Raw genomic sequence first — 16,128 nt, 5'->3', positions numbered from 1 at the left:
GGTTACACCTCGCCTTTTTCCATTTTCTCAAAGATTTTGGAGAGTTTTTCTTCTAGGGTGGCCGCTGTAAAAGGCTTCACCACATAGCCACTAGCTTTAGCCTGTGCTGCAGCGATGATATTCTCTTTTTTGGCTTCAGCAGTCACCATGAGTACTGGTAGTTTAGAAAGCTTGTTATCGGCCCGGATGTTTTGCAACATGGTTAAACCGTCCATGTTAGGCATGTTCCAGTCTGAAACAACAAACTCAAAGTCACCATTGCGCAGTTTGTTCAATGCGTCTGCACCATCTTCGGCTTCTTCCACATTGTTATAACCCAACTCCTTGAGCAGGTTACGTACGATTCTACGCATGGTGGAAAAGTCGTCCACTACCAGAAATTTAGTATTAGGGTTGCCCATTTGTTACTCCACTATCATTAGTTACCTATCCCGTAGCGTTGATTATCTACTGTTTTATGTGCAGTGTTATTGCCGATAAAACTGGGAATTGTCGGTTTATTCGCCGCTACGCTATACACGCAGGGCACGTTCACTATTAGTAGCTAAATAATGCAGCACCATTCGCGGTAGGTCTTTCAGATGGCCGACTTCATGGACGCCACCATGTGCGACTGCTTCACGTGGCATGCCATAGACGACACAACTTTCTTCGTTCTGTGCAAAATTGTACGCACCAGCATTTTTCATACGCAACATGCCGGCAGCACCATCTTTGCCCATGCCAGTAAGGATAATCCCAATCGCATTTTTACCTGCATTGGTCGCTGCAGAATCAAACAATACATCGACTGAAGGCTTGTGTCTATTCACCGGTTCAGCATCCGATAACTTGGTGATATAGTTTGCCCCGCTTCTTGCCAGCAACAAGTGCTGATCGCCAGGAGCAATATAAGCATGGCCTGGAAGCACACGCTCGCCATCGACGGCTTCCTTCACAGAAATCTTGCAAAGACTGTTGAGGCGCTCGGCAAAGGATTTGGTAAAACCTGCCGGCATATGCTGGGTAATCAGAATGCCCGGACAATCTGAAGGCATTTGCATCAAGACTGATTTAATCGCCTCGGTGCCGCCGGTAGACGCACCGATGATTAGCAGTTTTTCACTACTGATGAGCGGGTTGCGGATGGCGCTTTGCTGTACCTGGCTGTTGGACGCCTTGGCAATACTCTGCAAGGTACTGACTTTAGCACGTGAGGCGGTACGGATCTTGTCGGTAATTTCGTCTGCGTACTGCTGCATGCCTTGTGAAATCCCCATTTTGGGTTTGGTCACAAAATCTGTGGCCCCCAGTTCCAACGCGCGTAGCGTGATTTCTGAACCTTTTTCGGTCAGGGTAGACACCATGAGCACTGGCATAGGCCGTAGACGCATGAGTTTTTCCAGGAAGTCCAGGCCATCCATACGCGGCATTTCCACGTCCAGCGTGAGCACATCCGGGTTTAGTTGCTTGATCATTTCACGAGCCACCAGTGGATCCGGGGCGGTTCCTACCACTTCCAGATCCTTGGTGTCATTGATAATTTCACTCAGCAAGCTGCGTATCAGTGCAGAGTCATCAATCACAAGCACTTTAGTTTTCATGGCAATTCCTCTTTTAATTATTATTAGAACAAATCGATATCCCCACCCACATCGTTTGTCTGCAGCTTGCTGGAGTAAGCTTGCTCGCGTTTGACCAATGTGTAGTTGTTCAGTTGTTTCAGTTTTTTGACCAGCACCTTACCGGTTTTGGGAAAGAAGTAGACTTTGCGTGGATAGATATCCAGCAAGTCCTCGCCAGTCACTTTGATGCCCTCTTCTTTGAGGTATTTTTTGACGAAAGCAGCATTGCGGTCGCCAACGTTATTGGTCGTAAAGCTGCGCAAGACGTTGCCGCCACCAAAAATCTTGGCTTCCAGGTTTTCACGTTTGGCACCATTACGTAACAATTGGTTTATCAATACTTCCATGGCATAGGTCCCATAGCGCATTGATTCGGAAACCGGGCTGTCTTTATCGGCACTGCCTCCTTCCGGCAGCATGAAGTGATTCATGCCACCAATGCCGGTACGGCTGTCGCGGATACAGGCTGACACACACGAACCAAGCACGGTGACGATCAGCATGTCTTTATCTGTATAGTAATACTCCCCTGGCGAGATTTTGGCAGCGTTACAATTAAATGTTCTGTCAAAATACAGGGTGTTCGAAATTTCTTCTTGCATGACACTCATGACGATTTCCTATTCGTAAACAGGCTGGAACGTGCCGCGCCACTGGTTTTTAATTTATAGACGGTTTTCCCCAACAGCTGCAGGTGATCAGACACATACAAAAAGTTTTCTGAGTGCCCTGCCAACAACAAGCTGTCTTCATGCATTAAGGTGACAAATTTATCAATGATTTTGCCTTGCGTTGGCTTGTCAAAGTAAATCATGACATTGCGGCAGAAAATCACATCAAAGCCGTCATGAAATGGCCATTGCGCATCCAGCAAATTGAGCTGATGGAAATGGATCAACTCGCGTACCGCTTTTTTTACGCGCACCAGACCGTCGTGTTTGCCGGTGCCCTTCTCAAAAAATTTGCGTACCCTGGAGTCTTCCATTTTTTTGATGCGATCCACTGGGTAAACACCAGCTGCAGCCGTTGCCAACACATTGGTGTCAATGTCGGTTGCAATAATTTCAACTGGTGGCTTAAGCGAGTTAAATGCTTCGCATGCCGTCATCGCAATCGAATATGGCTCTTCCCCAGTCGATGCTGCAGAGCACCAGATGCGTATTGGTTTGGCATGCCTGCCAGTTGCGAGTTTGGCCAGATGGTCTGCCAGAATCGGGAAATGATGTTCTTCCCTGAAAAACGACGTCAGGTTAGTGGTCAGGGCATTGGTAAAGGCCTGCCATTCATCTGCATCATTATGCTGTTCGAGTGCATCCAGATAATGCTTAAAGCTTTGCATATCCAGTGCACGTAATCTTCTGCCGATACGGCTATAAACCATATCGGTCTTTGCATCGGACAAAGAAATGCCTGCATGGCGATAAATCAGACTTTTAATCCTGACAAAATCATCGCGCGTAAACAAAAACTCGCGCTCTTCCTGTTCTTGTTTTTTCAATGCACTCACTTCGTTATCCTATGCAAATCCGTTGACGTTGCTTGAAATTAAGCTTTAGTGGTATCGACACGTTCTTTCATTTGTGCGACTGCCAATTCAAGCTGTTTTTCTTCTCTGGCCTTGGCTTCTGCACTCTTGCGTACATAATGGCTACGCTCTTTCATTTGCGAAATCGCCAGAGCAGCTGCCTGGTCATCCGCACGGCGGTTTTGTGCTTCTGGTGTTTGTGCTGCAAATGGGTGCAATGCTTCTTTGTACTGTTTCACAACATCAGCAGCTTTAGGCTCACGGGCAACTGCGGCTTTAATCGCTATTTTGGTTGCACGGTAGTTCCAGTCCTGAATACGGTCATCCATATCAGCCTTGCTGTCGATAAATACGCCCACACAGATAAATACGTCATCTGCTTCTTCCAATGGGATGGTGCCATCAGCGACGCAATCCATCACAGCCATGGCTACGCCACGTTGTGCCGGACCAAACATTTGTGTTGCCTGGCGACCATCTTTGATCGTCACTTTGTTAAACATCACAGTATTTGGTTTTACCATCATGTTTGGCGCTGCAATCGCCAATAAACCGTTTACCCCTTGTTTTTGGTCGGTGAGCGTACGACAAAATGCGTCTTCTGCAGCGCTACCGCGTGGGCCCATAATTAAGTCAATGTGAGCCACATTTTTCAAATCCAGGCCACCTTCTGGACGTTCTTCGATGACCAAACCTTCACCAATCAATACTCGATCAATCACTGCCATTTTTAACTCCTGATAAAAAGTACTACGTTATTAAAGGGCGAGAGTTCACTTGCCCTAACCGTTGCTGACAAAGCGATAATTTTCGCCTAAGCCCGCATTTACTGCTTTGTGGCCGGACGATGCCGCATGTCCATCCACGATAAATACACCGACGGCGGTTGCCAGCTCGTTGGCATGATCCATGAGAGATTCGGCAGCCGCAGCTGCTTCTTCTACCAGAGCCGTATTCTGTTGTGTGACATCATCCATGCGGATAACGGCATCATTTACCAGAGCAATCCCGGCACTTTGCTCATTTGAAGCCGAAGCAATTTCGCCGATAATGACACTGACTCGTTTTACGGAGTCCACAATCTCATGCATGGTTTGGCCAGCCTCTTCTACCTGGCGGCTACCCTCTGCCGTTTTATTGACGGAGTCAGTAATCAATTCTTTAATTTCACGCGCGGCCACTGAAGAACGTTGTGCAAGATTGCCAACTTCGGCAGCCACTACCGCAAAGCCACGGCCTTGCTCGCCTGCACGTGCCGCTTCTACTGCAGCGTTCAAGGCCAGGATATTGGTCTGGAAAGCAATACCGTCGATGACAGAAATAATGTCTTCAATTTTGCGAGCACTTTCATTGATATCGCTCATGGTGCTCACGACTGCATTCACCACCTCACCACCTTTTACAGCCACCACTGACGCTTGTGATGCCAAATGATTGGCTTGCTTGGCATTTTCTGCATTCTGTTTCACAGTTGATGCCAGTTCATCCATACTAGAAGCGGTTTTTTCAAGGTTAGCAGCCTGGTCTTCGGTACGACGACTGAGATCCGCATTGCCTTGAGCAATCTCCTTGGCAGCAATGTTGATCGACTCAGCAGCCGCTTTCACTGTCAGCACTGGTTCAATAATCATGTCTAGGGTGTTATTCATGCCCTCAACAATCTTGCGGTAGTCGCCAGGATGTTTTTCAGCATTAGCCCTCACAGTCACGCGGCCTTCACGAGCAGCCTCCGCAAGCATCTGCGCATCGGCATTCAATGCTTTCAGGTTGCTGCGAACCTTCTCAATCGTTTTATTGATTTCTGCTTTCTGGCCAGGGAACTGTTCCAGTGGTGCATCAAAGTTACCATCGCCAAACGCTTGTACGCAGGCCATGGCTTTCTGGTTCAATTCAATGTGGCCAGTCACAATATTGTTGATGCTGGTTGCCAGCAGAGAAAACTGGCCTTTAAACATATCGGCACGCAAAGTCATGTCGATATTGCCTTTTTCATGTTCGGCATTCACCCAGTTAACGGAGTCCACGATGCCCTTCAGGTTGCCGCGGATACGGTCCACACTCTTGTTCATGGCTACTTTTTTACCTGGCATCGCTTCCAGTTGAGCAGTTAAGTCACCGCGGCCAATGCTGTCCATCACGGCAATGAATTTCTCAATTTCTGCCACATAGGCATTGACCATCGTATTAACACCATTGGCGATCGTTCTAAAGTCACCATCAAAATGCTGGGGATCCATGCGTGTTTCTGTTTCGCCATTGGCATGATCGGCAGACATGGCTGACATTTCCTGAATCAGCATCTGGACGTTGTTTTTTAATCCATCAAACCCTTGGTTAAGTACTGCAAGATCACCAGGCAATGCTTCGAGTTGCGCATTGAAATTACCTTGGCCCAATGCCTGTATGGCCACACTGGTTTTATGCAGTGTCTCGATATGCATGCTCAGCAAGCGATTCATGGCTTGTGCCATGTTGCGGTATTCGCCAGTAAATGCATCTACATTGATGATTGCATGGATATTGCCTTTTCCATGCTCAGATTCAACGCTCTCCATTTGCTGCTTTAAAGCAGCAAGCGTCTCTTTTGACAGGTTCAATGCACCAATCAGGCCATCTTGTTCCAGCGCTGATGTATGGCTAAAATCGCCATCCGCAATGGATTGTGCTATTGCACATGCTTGGCTTGTAGTACGTTGGACTGACGAGACGAACAGCAAACTGGTGATCACAGCGATAGGCGCAAAAATGCCATATGCAATCCAGTGATTATTGATAAGCAAAGGCGAGACCATGCAGATACCAACGCTGGCAAGCAGGATCCCCAGCTGAGATGATAGTTTTACATGGGAGAATTTCCCCACCAAGGCACTCCAGTTCTCTCCGGACATGTGTGCTACTCCTTTTTGATTCCAAATCCATTAATCGCCAACTCGTTTTTATTTATCGGCTTATGTCAGCGATTATTCAACATTCAAGGTGGATTTGAATCGCATGTAAAAAGGGAAATATACGCTCTGTTGCTTTAATTGCAAGCCTAAAGAAATCAGAATTGGCGAAATGCAGGCTTAAAACTAAGTGAAAAAGTAACCCCAGAAATCCAATCCTGCCCGAATCAAGTCAAACCAGAAAATAACTCATTAAGGTTGGTAAAAAACAAAACCGACTGCCTTGGCAGTCGGTTTTGTTTTGTTGCAGATAGCCCTCTAGAATTCTTCCCAATCACTGTCATCGGTACCCGTTTTGGCCGTCATCTTGGGACTGCCGGACGAGGGATTTGGTTTATCCACATATCCTGTTGGCGCCGAGACTGACCTGCCGCCGATGCGGTTATCAGCAACCGTCCTTGGGGCTGACGATACGCTGGCACTGGCAGTAACAGATTTGAAGCTTCCATGACTTGTATGGCTAGACCCACTGCTAATCCGCCCTTCAAGTTTGAACTGGCTGATGGCATCTGCCAGCTGATTGGCTTGATCAACCAGGGATTCAGCCGCAGCTGCCGCTTCTTCCACCAACGCCGCATTCTGTTGTGTGGTTTCATCCATGCTGGTTACAGCCTGGTTCACCTGGTCAATACCAGTGGTCTGCTCGGTAGACGCTGCTGAGATCTCACTGATAATGTCAGCCACACGCTGGACGGATGAAACCACCTCTTCCATGGTGTTACCCGCATTCTCAACCAGCTTGGTCCCCTCGGTGGTTTTATTCACTGAGTCAGTAATCAGCTCTTTGATCTCTTTCGCAGCACTGGCTGAACGCTGTGCCAGGTTACGTACTTCGCCTGCCACCACTGCAAAGCCACGGCCCTGCTCACCTGCTCGCGCCGCTTCTACCGCTGCGTTCAAGGCCAGGATGTTGGTCTGGAAGGCGATACCGTCAATGACAGAAATAATGTCTTCGATCTTCTTGGCACTTTCGTTGATCGCACTCATGGTGGCAACCACTTCATTGACCACTTCACCGCCTTTCACGGCGACGCCTGAAGCCGTCAGTGCCAGCTGGTTTGCCTGTTTGGCGTTCTCAGCATTCTGTTTCACGGTAGAGGCCAACTCTTCCATGCTGGCCGCCGTTTGCTCCAGGCTGGAAGCCTGTTGCTCAGTACGGGCAGACAAGTCTGAGTTGCCGCTGGAGATTTCATTGGCGGCTGTGGTAATGGTTTCCACGGCTTCTGTCACGGCAATGATCGGTTCTACGATCATGTCTAAGGTGTTGTTCACCCCTTCGATGATCTTGCGGAATTCGCCATTATGTTTGTCGACATCCGCACGGACGGTGATGCGGCCATCATTTGCGGCTTCAGTCAGCAAGTCAGCATCTGCGACCAGCATGTTAACTGCATCAATACAGGTATTAAGGTTGTTCTTCAGTTCGTTGAAATCACCATTGTAATGGTCGGTAATCCGCTCAGGGATATCGCCTTTGGAGATACGGTCTACGTAGTTCGCAGCCACATTCAATGGGCCAATCACAGAGTCCAGGGTGTTGTTGACGCCTTCGACAATCTTGCGGAAGTCGCCATTGTGTTTGCCAGCATCGGCTCGGGTTGAGAGCTGACCATCGACGGCTGCTTGTGACAGCATGTTGGCGTCTGCCACCAGGGCGTTGACGGCGTCAATACACTGGTTCAGGTTGTCTTTAATAGTATTGAAGTCACCATTGTAGTGATCGGTAATCTTGGCCGGGATATGGCCTTGGGAAATGTCAGCCACGTATTTGGCCGCCACATTCAATGGGGTAATCAACGCATCCAATATCTGATTAATGCCTTGGCCAATTTCTTTGACAAATCCCTCTGGTAGCTTGCTAATATCAACGCGCTCTTTCAAATGACCAGCCGCAGCAGAGTTGACCAGCCTGAATACTTCCTGCTGTCCCATGTACTCCGCTGTTTTATCCTCCCATTGTGTCATGCGGCCAAGATACTCTCCCTGAGTGTTAAATGCAGACATTACGGCAACCTGCATTTTTTTGCCGTAAATAGAAAGTTCTATCACCCGGGGTGTTCTTGAGACCTCTGAAAATGTTGGCCGGATATCCTCAGGAAGATAATTCGCCAAGTTGTGACCAATCATATCCTCCACTTTAAACTCTGGGTGAGCCCTGACAATATCAGCGGCCATCTCTTCCCACAGTTTACGCGCGGAGTCATTCATGTATTGCAATTGTTGACGACTGTCACTGTAGGTAAAAGCCGTAGCACTCTGGTCGAGTGCCGTTTGTAATCGGCCTGCTTCTTCAGCCATTTTTCTAGAGTCATTCACATCAAATCCAATCTTGATTTGCATGGATTTGAGTGCCTTCATCAAACTGCCAAATTCATCATTGCCACGGGTGTCTATTTTGCAGTTGAGTTCACCACCGGCCAGGCCTTGAATGGCATCAGTCATCACAGCCACTGATTGTTTCATCTTAAGTGAGAATAAGCCTCCTGCCACGATGGCTGCAGTCAACCCCAGCCCCATACCTAACCAAGCATCAGGATGATGACGATAGAAATCAAAGCCAGACATCACAGCGACCGGTGTCAACATGGCGGCTGAAAGCTTATAGAGAATCGGCAAGTCTTGAACTTTTGCAATCAGTGCTTCGCCCCAGGCAGGTTTTGGCATTTTTCCCTCGCGCATTTGCTGATAGAGCTTTTCCGCCTGCTCAATCTGCACTCGGGAAACTTTATTACGTACAGACATATACCCAACCACCGTGCTGCCTTCACGGATGGGAGCCACGTTGGCCTCAACCCAGTAGTGATCACCATTTTTACAACGGTTTTTCACCATGCCATTCCATGGTTTTCCTGCCTTCACCGTACGCCACAAGTCCTCAAATGCCGCGGCTGGCATATCCGGATGACGAATAATGTTATGATTTTTTCCAATCAATTCGGATTCGCTGAATCCGCTGATCTCAAGAAACTCCCGATTGATATAGGTAATTGCCCCTTTCAAATCGGTTTTGGATACGATAGAGGCCCCCTCTTTAAGCTCAATCTCTTTTTGAGTCACTGGTAAGTTGATTTTCATAATCAGATCTCTTTCGCAAACTTGTACTTTCACTAGGACGAAATTACATTTTTCACTTCTATCATTCAGTCTAATCCATTGCTGCAAAATCAAATGCGCAAAAGAAACGGGTATTTTTGCTTCAATACCTCCTTTAGCAAAAGAAAAAGCCGACCTGCTGATCGGCTTTTCATGATGCTAGGCAATCAAAATATGAGGGCGCTGAAATAAGTATTGACGATGCATCACATTGGATAACCAATCAGCAGAGAGGCCCAAAGTTTCAATGCCTCAATGAGCTTTTCAACCTTAGTAAGAACTGCATACATTATGCACCCCCTTTGAGACTGCATTAGAACATTAGAACTCTTCCCAATCCTGATTATCGGTGCCGGTTTTAGCGGCTTTTACGGGCTGATGACTGGTTTGCTGGCTGGCTACAGAAGGTTTGGGCTGGCGCACAGGCATGGAGGCCACTGGCGCGCGACTGGTCGCAGGGCGGGCCACATGCGACGTTTGACTTGAGCCACGCAGTTTAAACCTGTTCACTGTATCCATGAGGTTAGATGCTTGCTCTACCAGGGACTCCGCAGCTGCTGCCGCTTCTTCGACCAACGCCGCATTCTGCTGTGTCACTTCATCCATATGGTTCACAGCATCATTGACCTGGTTAATTCCAGAACTTTGTTCTGCGGATGCAGCCGTAATTTCGCTCATGATATCGGTCACGCGCTGTACTGAAGTGACGACTTCATGCATGGTTTCACCAGCTGTTTGCACCAGTTTGGTCCCATCAGCCGTTTTATTCACAGAGTCGGTAATCAATTCCTTGATTTCCTTGGCTGCACTGGCTGAACGCTGGGCCAGGTTGCGTACTTCACCAGCCACTACCGCAAAACCTCGTCCCTGCTCGCCGGCACGAGCGGCTTCTACCGCAGCGTTCAAGGCCAGGATATTGGTCTGGAAAGCGATTCCATCAATGACAGAAATAATGTCTTCGATTTTGTGGGCACTTTCATTAATGGCGCTCATGGTAGTGACGACGTTACCTACTACGTCACCGCCGCGAATCGCCACTTGCGATGCTGCTTCAGCCATCTGATTCGCCTGGCGGGCATTCTCGGCATTCTGTCTGACAGTAGAGGCCAATTGCTCCATGCTGGAAGCGGTTTCCTCAAGGTTAGATGCCTGTTGCTCCGTCCGGCTGGAGAGGTCGTTGTTACCGCTGGAGATTTCATGTGCAGCCGTATTAATGGTTTCACCTGCTTCACGGACACTCATCAGAATCTCGCTGAAAGTATCCAGCAACTGGTTTATGGCAACCATGGTTTTCGCGGCTGAACCTTTGGCCTTACTCTCATCTAACCTGGAAGACAGGTCGCCATCCACCGCGTTTTCAACCACGGTTTTAATTTCATTTTCAAGACGCTTTTCTTCTGTTAAATTCACCCATTCAACCACGCTGCCAATGCGCTCGCCATTTTCGTCGATCAATGGGTTGGCAGTCAGTCGGAAAAACATATTACCAACTGGCAACTCAGCCACATGCTTGCCGGTCAGGCTGGCAAGTAAATTACGCTGGTGCGATGGACTTTTGTGAAACAGATCAAAATTCTGACCGATCAGTTTGTCCGGATTAAAAGACGGGAACAACTCTTTAAAAGTGCCAGCTGACTCGCGCATCAATTCCAGTGTGCTTGAGTTCATATAAGTAATGATGCCTTCATTGTCAGCCACCATCAGGTTGTTTGAAGAAGATTCCAGTGCATGTTTAATCATGGCGGCTTCGCGGGATTTGACTGCTTGCGCTTTGTCTGCCAATACCGCTTTGGTAATATCTGTTGCGTACTTGACCACTTTATAAGCTTTGCCATCCAGTCCAATAATCGGGCTGTACGCAGCCTGCAACCAGATATCCTGGCCTTGTTTGCCATAGCGATGATAAACGCCGGCATCTTCCTCACCACGTCCCAGCTTTGCCCAAAAGTCTTGGTATTCCTGGCTATTTTTATAGCGATCGCTCACAAACATGGCGTGATGTTTACCGACAACCTCAGCCAAGGTGTATCCGGTCAATTTGAGGAAATTGTCATTGGCATGCAGAATGTTCCCTTTCAGGTCAAACTCAATCACGCCTTGTGCTGCGTTGATTGCCGCCACCTGACCTTGCAGATCTAGCGTGCGTTGTTTCTCTTCTGTAATGCAGTATGAATACACTTTAACTTTAACTGGCTTACCATAAGCGTCCTTCACTGGCACATAACTGGAGCTAAACCAATATTCCTTGCCAGATTTTGAAACACGACAAATCTCAAGCTTGCAATTCTGACCTTGCCGCAGATTTTCCCACATTTGCTTATATTCATTGCTTTGTGCGGTCGATGCTTTAATCAGCATAGAAACATGTTTTCCAATCACTTCTTCATGACTGAATTCAAGCGGGGCTAAAAACATATCATTGCAGGAAAGAATATGGCCTTGCATATCGCATTCCATAACGCCAAAAGATTGATTCAAGGCGCGTTCTTCTTCCTGCAAAACCAGGTTACGTTGTTTATCCGCTGTGATATCCGTTAAGTAGGCCACCACTTTACGCAACTGTTTGCCTTGCATCACAGGCGCGTAATATCCCTGAAACCAGGTATCCTGCCCGCCTTTATTGACCAGCTTGAATGACCCTACTTGAGATTGACCTGACTGCAAGGCAGCCCAGAACTTTTGGTACTCTGGGGTATTGGATTCAGACTGGGGCAATAAGCTGCGATGCTGCTGCCCTACCAGCTCATTTGTCTGGTATCCCAGTGATTGACACAGATTGTCGTTCACATGGCTGATTTTCCCCTTGGCATCCAGCTCAACAATGGCTCTCGCTTTGTTGATTTCTGCCCTGAGTGCACTAAATTCCGCCACTTGGTTTAATGTATCCTGATAACCCCGAGTGCCTGCTGCCAACTTGTTAATGATGGTAGAAAACATTTTTTTATCCTTGAATTAGCTCTATCGAAGAGTGGCCGAATTTATGTTTTTTGTTATGGTTGCCGATTTAGTATTAATGTACCGCGCTATCTATCAGTTGCATTTCATCGCTGGTCATCAGTTTTTCGATGTCAACCAGAATCAGCATTTCTTGCTCAATGGTTGCCAATCCAACGATGTATTTTGTGTCTATGCGTGTGACCAGTGAAGGTACTTCACGTAAATGCTCTTCACGTAACTCACGGACATCGGACACGCCATCCACGACAATGCCAACAATGCGGCCATTGAGATTGAGGATAATCACCACGGTGAATTCGTTATACTCGACCTTGCCTAAGTTAAACTTGATACGCAGGTCAACAATCGGCACGATCTTACCGCGCAAGTTAATGACGCCTTTAATAAATGAAGGCATGTTGGCGATCTGGGTGACTGCATCATAGCCGCGAATTTCCTGTACCTTGAGAATCTCGATACCGTATTGTTCGCTGCCCAGGACAAAGGTCAGGTACTCGCCAGCGGCTGTTTTCAGGCCGCTACCTGCGTTACCACTTAAGGCATTGTTCATTTCTGTCGTAGTGCTCATTGCATATACTCCTTATGCATTGATGTGATTTTTTGAGGTTGGGTAATTCTGGCTGGAAAAAGCAACGCCACCAGTCACGTAATTCGTGGTTTGTCCCATTTGGATAATCGCCGGTACATCCAGAATCAGTGCTACTGAACCGTCGCCCATAATGGTGGCGCCAGAGACGCCGGGAATACGTTTGAAGTTGGTTTCCAAGCTCTTGATCACCACTTGCTGCTGGCCGACCAGTCGGTCGACAAACAAGGCAGATTTTTTGCCATCTGCTTCCAGGATCAACAACACACCATCGGTCGGGTTGGTGATCTGGGTCGGGTGATTAAACAAGGCATGCAAGGCAATAATCGGCAGATATTCACCACGCACGTGCACCATCAGGCCTTCGCCAGTCACCGTTTTCAGGTCCTCGGCGCGAGGCTGCAGTGTTTCTACAATCAGGTTTAAAGGCACGACGTAGACACTCTTGTCCAGAGAAACGGACATGCCGTCAAGGATTGCCAGTGTTAACGGCAGTGAAATCGAAATTGTCGTGCCATAGCCCAATGCAGAACGGATCTCGATATTGCCGCCCATAGCCGTAATATTCCGTTTCACGACATCCATGCCCACACCTCGGCCCGAAACGTCAGTTACCACTTCTGCGGTAGAGAACCCTGGTGCAAAAATCAGGTTATACACTTCTGCATCTGTCATGCTTTCGTTGACAGGCAGGCCATTGGAAGCGGCCTTAGCCAGAATTTTATCGCGGTTCAAACCGCCACCATCATCCGTCACTTCAATCACAATGCTACCGCCTTTATGTGCGGCAGACAGGGTCAGGGTCCCGTTCTCTGCCTTGCCCATCTGTTTACGAACTTCAGGCTTTTCAATGCCATGGTCTACACTGTTACGTACCAGGTGGGTCAATGGATCCACGATACGTTCAATCAAGCTCTTATCCAGCTCGGTGGTTGCACCACTGGTGACGAAATCCACTTTCTTGCCGAGTTTGCCAGCCAGGTCACGCACCATGCGTGGAAAGCGTGAAAACACGAAATCCATTGGCATCATACGGATAGACATGACAGACTCTTGCAGGTCACGCGTGTTACGGGTGAGCTGGCTCACGCTATTGATCAAAGCTTCGTTATCCATAGGATCCAACGCATTGACACGTTGCTCAATCATGGCTTGTGTAATCACCAGTTCGCCCACCAGGTTAATCAACTGGTCAACTTTTTCGATGCCCACACGGATAGAGCTGCTTTCAGCATTTTGGGTAGCGGCAGGTTTGTCAGACTCGCGACGGGACTGGTTGCGGCGCTCTTCCTGTGCAGCAGGTGCGGCTGCCACAGGTGCGGCTACGACCTCCTCTTTCGCCTTGGTCAACGCTTCGGCAGCATTATCATCACCGATCATTTGTGCTTTAGGCGCATCAGGATGCGGCTTGAACGGGGCAAAGAAACCATATCCCTCTTCTTGCTGATCCTTGCCATTTTCGGCAAAGAGGCCATAGCCCATTTCTTCGGCTACTTTTACTTTGCCATCAGCAGCGGTCGCTTCAGCGTTAATAATGGGATCGTCATCAAAGAAACCATAGCCAAGATCGGCTTCTGCTGCCGGGGTTGCGGCCTCCGCGGTCACTTCGGCCGGGGCAGTCTCTGGTGGTGCAGAATCGGTCGTAGCAGCTGTTTCACCTGCCACCTGGATCACCAGGGCGTTGGCGTCTACGATAAATGAACAGATAGAGACGATATCATCGGCGCTGGAATCGGTTTTCACCAGTAATGCATGGGCATTCTCACCACGCTGATACGCAACAACCTCACCCAGCAAGGCCAACTCATCTTTCAGATTGGTCAAGTCTCTTTCAGTCACTTGAGGTAACCCAACATCATATAGGGTAATCCCTTTTGCTTTTTCCTCATCGGTAATCGTCAGTGCGGGTTTTTCAGTGGCGACGACGAATACTTCAGGTTCTGGCGTAGAGGCAGCAATCACCGGGTCGGCAGGAATCGCGCTGTTACCTTCAGACAGGGATTTGAGCATCATGGCAACATCACTCACCTGCTCAGCATTGACTTCAGAACCATGGCGATGGCCGTCAACCTGCATCTTGATCACATCCTTGGCGGCTAAAAAGGCATCGACGTGTTCGGTGGTCAATGCCATTTCATTCTTGCGGATTTTATCCAGCAGGTTTTCCAACACATGGGTAATTTCCGCCATGTCCATAAAACCAAACGTCGCAGCCCCCCCTTTGATAGAGTGGGCTGCCCTGAAAATAGCGTTTAATTGCTCAATATCAGGAGACTCTACGTCAATACTCAGCAACAGGTGTTCTGCTTCAGCCAATAATTCTTCGGCCTCATCAAAGAACACCTCATAAAACTGGCTCATATCCACTGTCATTGTTTACTCCAGTCCTTTACCTATCGATGCCTAAGCACCGATTACTTTTTGTACAACTTCAATCAGGCGTTTTGGGTCAAAAGGCTTGACCAGCCAGCCATTGGCTCCGGCGGCTTTTCCTTTGGCTTTCATTTCGTCAGAAGACTCTGTGGTCAGCATCAGGATAGGCACTTTTTGATACGACGCCAAAGTACGCAAATTGGTGATCAGGGTCAGGCCATCCATCACTGGCATGTTTTGGTCAGTCAACACCAAATCCACCGTTTTTTCTTTGGCCTTGTTCAGGCCATCTTGGCCATCCACTGCCTGCACAACATCATAGCCGGCGGCTTTTAGGCTAAAAGCCACCATCTGACGCAATGATCCGGAGTCGTCTACTGTTAAAATTGTTTTCGCCATGTTTGATTCGCCTTTTTCACTAATTTGTTAACGCCATTGTGATTAAAATAAATCGATGTCACCGGTAGCCAAATCCTGCTGGTTGACCGACTTGCGTAAATTGCCGGTCAGATGCTGGCTACCCTGATCAAAATTCTGGTTGAGCTGCATGATGAAATTCCTGATTTCTTCATGCTCGTCCTCTGCCGCCATCGGAAACTGATGGCTGGAAAGCTCATGTAATAATTCCTTCAACCCGTTCACGCGGTTAATAGTGCGCTGTAACAACTGGTTGGTCATGTCTTGAAACTGCATGCCGGTGACCACTTTGTTCACTTCCTGGCCAATATTGTCCTGGAACACCCGCAATTGCTGCATTTCTTCCGGCTGCAATTTACCGGCATCGGCCAACAGTTTTAAGGCAGATTGCTGCTCCAGCAATTGGGCATATACCGTCATAAAACTGGCACTCAATTTTTCGATCGCTTCATTGAGCAAAAAGGTTGTTTGCTGCAGATCGGTTTCGATCTCGAGCAAATGCCAGTCCCCATGACGCGAGACCGCGGCCAGTAATTCTCGTAGTTCTTCTATGGGCAATGTTTTCATAGTGGTCCTATCTTGCCTGATTCCCCTGGTTTTCAATCAAGAAATAAACCATGTAAAAAT

Annotated in this window: 12 protein-coding genes; all 12 read right to left on the bottom strand. The window is 48.1% G+C overall.

Going from position 1 to position 16,128, the window contains the following annotated elements; all coding sequences use genetic code 11:
- Positions 1-2: 2 nt before the first annotated feature.
- The 12 genes from cheY to F463_RS0101250 all read right to left on the bottom strand — a co-directional run bounded on the left by cheY (position 3) and on the right by F463_RS0101250 (position 16,068).
- Positions 3-401 (bottom strand): chemotaxis response regulator CheY, encoded by a 399-nt coding sequence (gene cheY, locus F463_RS0101305; protein WP_018985233.1) that lies wholly within the window; start codon positions 399-401, stop codon positions 3-5.
- Between the two features lie 111 nt (positions 402-512).
- Positions 513-1,583, bottom strand: a complete 1,071-nt coding sequence (locus F463_RS0101300; protein WP_018985232.1) for a protein-glutamate methylesterase/protein-glutamine glutaminase — start codon at positions 1,581-1,583, stop codon at positions 513-515.
- A gap of 23 nt (positions 1,584-1,606) precedes the next feature.
- Positions 1,607-2,215, bottom strand: coding sequence for a chemoreceptor glutamine deamidase CheD (gene cheD, locus F463_RS0101295; RefSeq protein WP_018985231.1), 609 nt, complete (start codon positions 2,213-2,215; stop codon positions 1,607-1,609).
- On the bottom strand, positions 2,212-3,111 hold the full coding sequence (locus F463_RS0101290; protein ID WP_018985230.1) for a CheR family methyltransferase: 900 nt from the start codon (positions 3,109-3,111) through the stop codon (positions 2,212-2,214). The genes cheD and F463_RS0101290 overlap by 4 nt, the downstream gene beginning before the upstream one ends.
- A 38-nt stretch (positions 3,112-3,149) precedes the next feature.
- Positions 3,150-3,857 (bottom strand): formaldehyde-activating enzyme, encoded by a 708-nt coding sequence (gene fae, locus F463_RS0101285; RefSeq protein WP_018985229.1) that lies wholly within the window; start codon positions 3,855-3,857, stop codon positions 3,150-3,152.
- 54 nt (positions 3,858-3,911) lie between these two features.
- Positions 3,912-6,017 carry a methyl-accepting chemotaxis protein gene (locus tag F463_RS0101280; protein ID WP_018985228.1) on the bottom strand — a complete coding sequence of 702 codons (2,106 nt, stop codon included), beginning with the start codon at positions 6,015-6,017 and terminating at the stop codon, positions 3,912-3,914.
- Between the two features lie 315 nt (positions 6,018-6,332).
- On the bottom strand, positions 6,333-9,149 hold the full coding sequence (locus F463_RS14670; RefSeq protein ID WP_018985227.1) for a methyl-accepting chemotaxis protein: 2,817 nt from the start codon (positions 9,147-9,149) through the stop codon (positions 6,333-6,335).
- Positions 9,150-9,488: 339 nt separating this feature from the next.
- Positions 9,489-12,104: a methyl-accepting chemotaxis protein gene (locus F463_RS0101270; protein WP_018985226.1), complete on the bottom strand. Its 2,616-nt coding sequence runs from the start codon at positions 12,102-12,104 to the stop codon at positions 9,489-9,491.
- A gap of 73 nt (positions 12,105-12,177) precedes the next feature.
- Positions 12,178-12,693 carry a chemotaxis protein CheW gene (locus tag F463_RS0101265; protein ID WP_018985225.1) on the bottom strand — a complete coding sequence of 172 codons (516 nt, stop codon included), beginning with the start codon at positions 12,691-12,693 and terminating at the stop codon, positions 12,178-12,180.
- A 12-nt stretch (positions 12,694-12,705) separates the two neighbouring features.
- A complete protein-coding gene (gene cheA / locus F463_RS0101260; RefSeq protein ID WP_018985224.1) occupies positions 12,706-15,084 on the bottom strand; it encodes a chemotaxis protein CheA in 2,379 nt (792 codons plus the stop codon).
- A 30-nt stretch (positions 15,085-15,114) separates the two neighbouring features.
- Positions 15,115-15,483 (bottom strand): response regulator, encoded by a 369-nt coding sequence (locus F463_RS0101255; protein ID WP_018985223.1) that lies wholly within the window; start codon positions 15,481-15,483, stop codon positions 15,115-15,117.
- Positions 15,484-15,525: 42 nt separating this feature from the next.
- Positions 15,526-16,068: a hypothetical protein gene (locus F463_RS0101250; protein ID WP_018985222.1), complete on the bottom strand. Its 543-nt coding sequence runs from the start codon at positions 16,066-16,068 to the stop codon at positions 15,526-15,528.
- Positions 16,069-16,128 lie beyond the last annotated feature (60 nt).

The organism is Methylophilus methylotrophus DSM 46235 = ATCC 53528, from assembly GCF_000378225.1.
Taxonomy (GTDB): Bacteria; Pseudomonadota; Gammaproteobacteria; order Burkholderiales; family Methylophilaceae; genus Methylophilus; species Methylophilus methylotrophus.
Note: the sequence above shows the minus strand (reverse complement) of the source record. Positions and strands in the feature narration are given on the sequence as shown.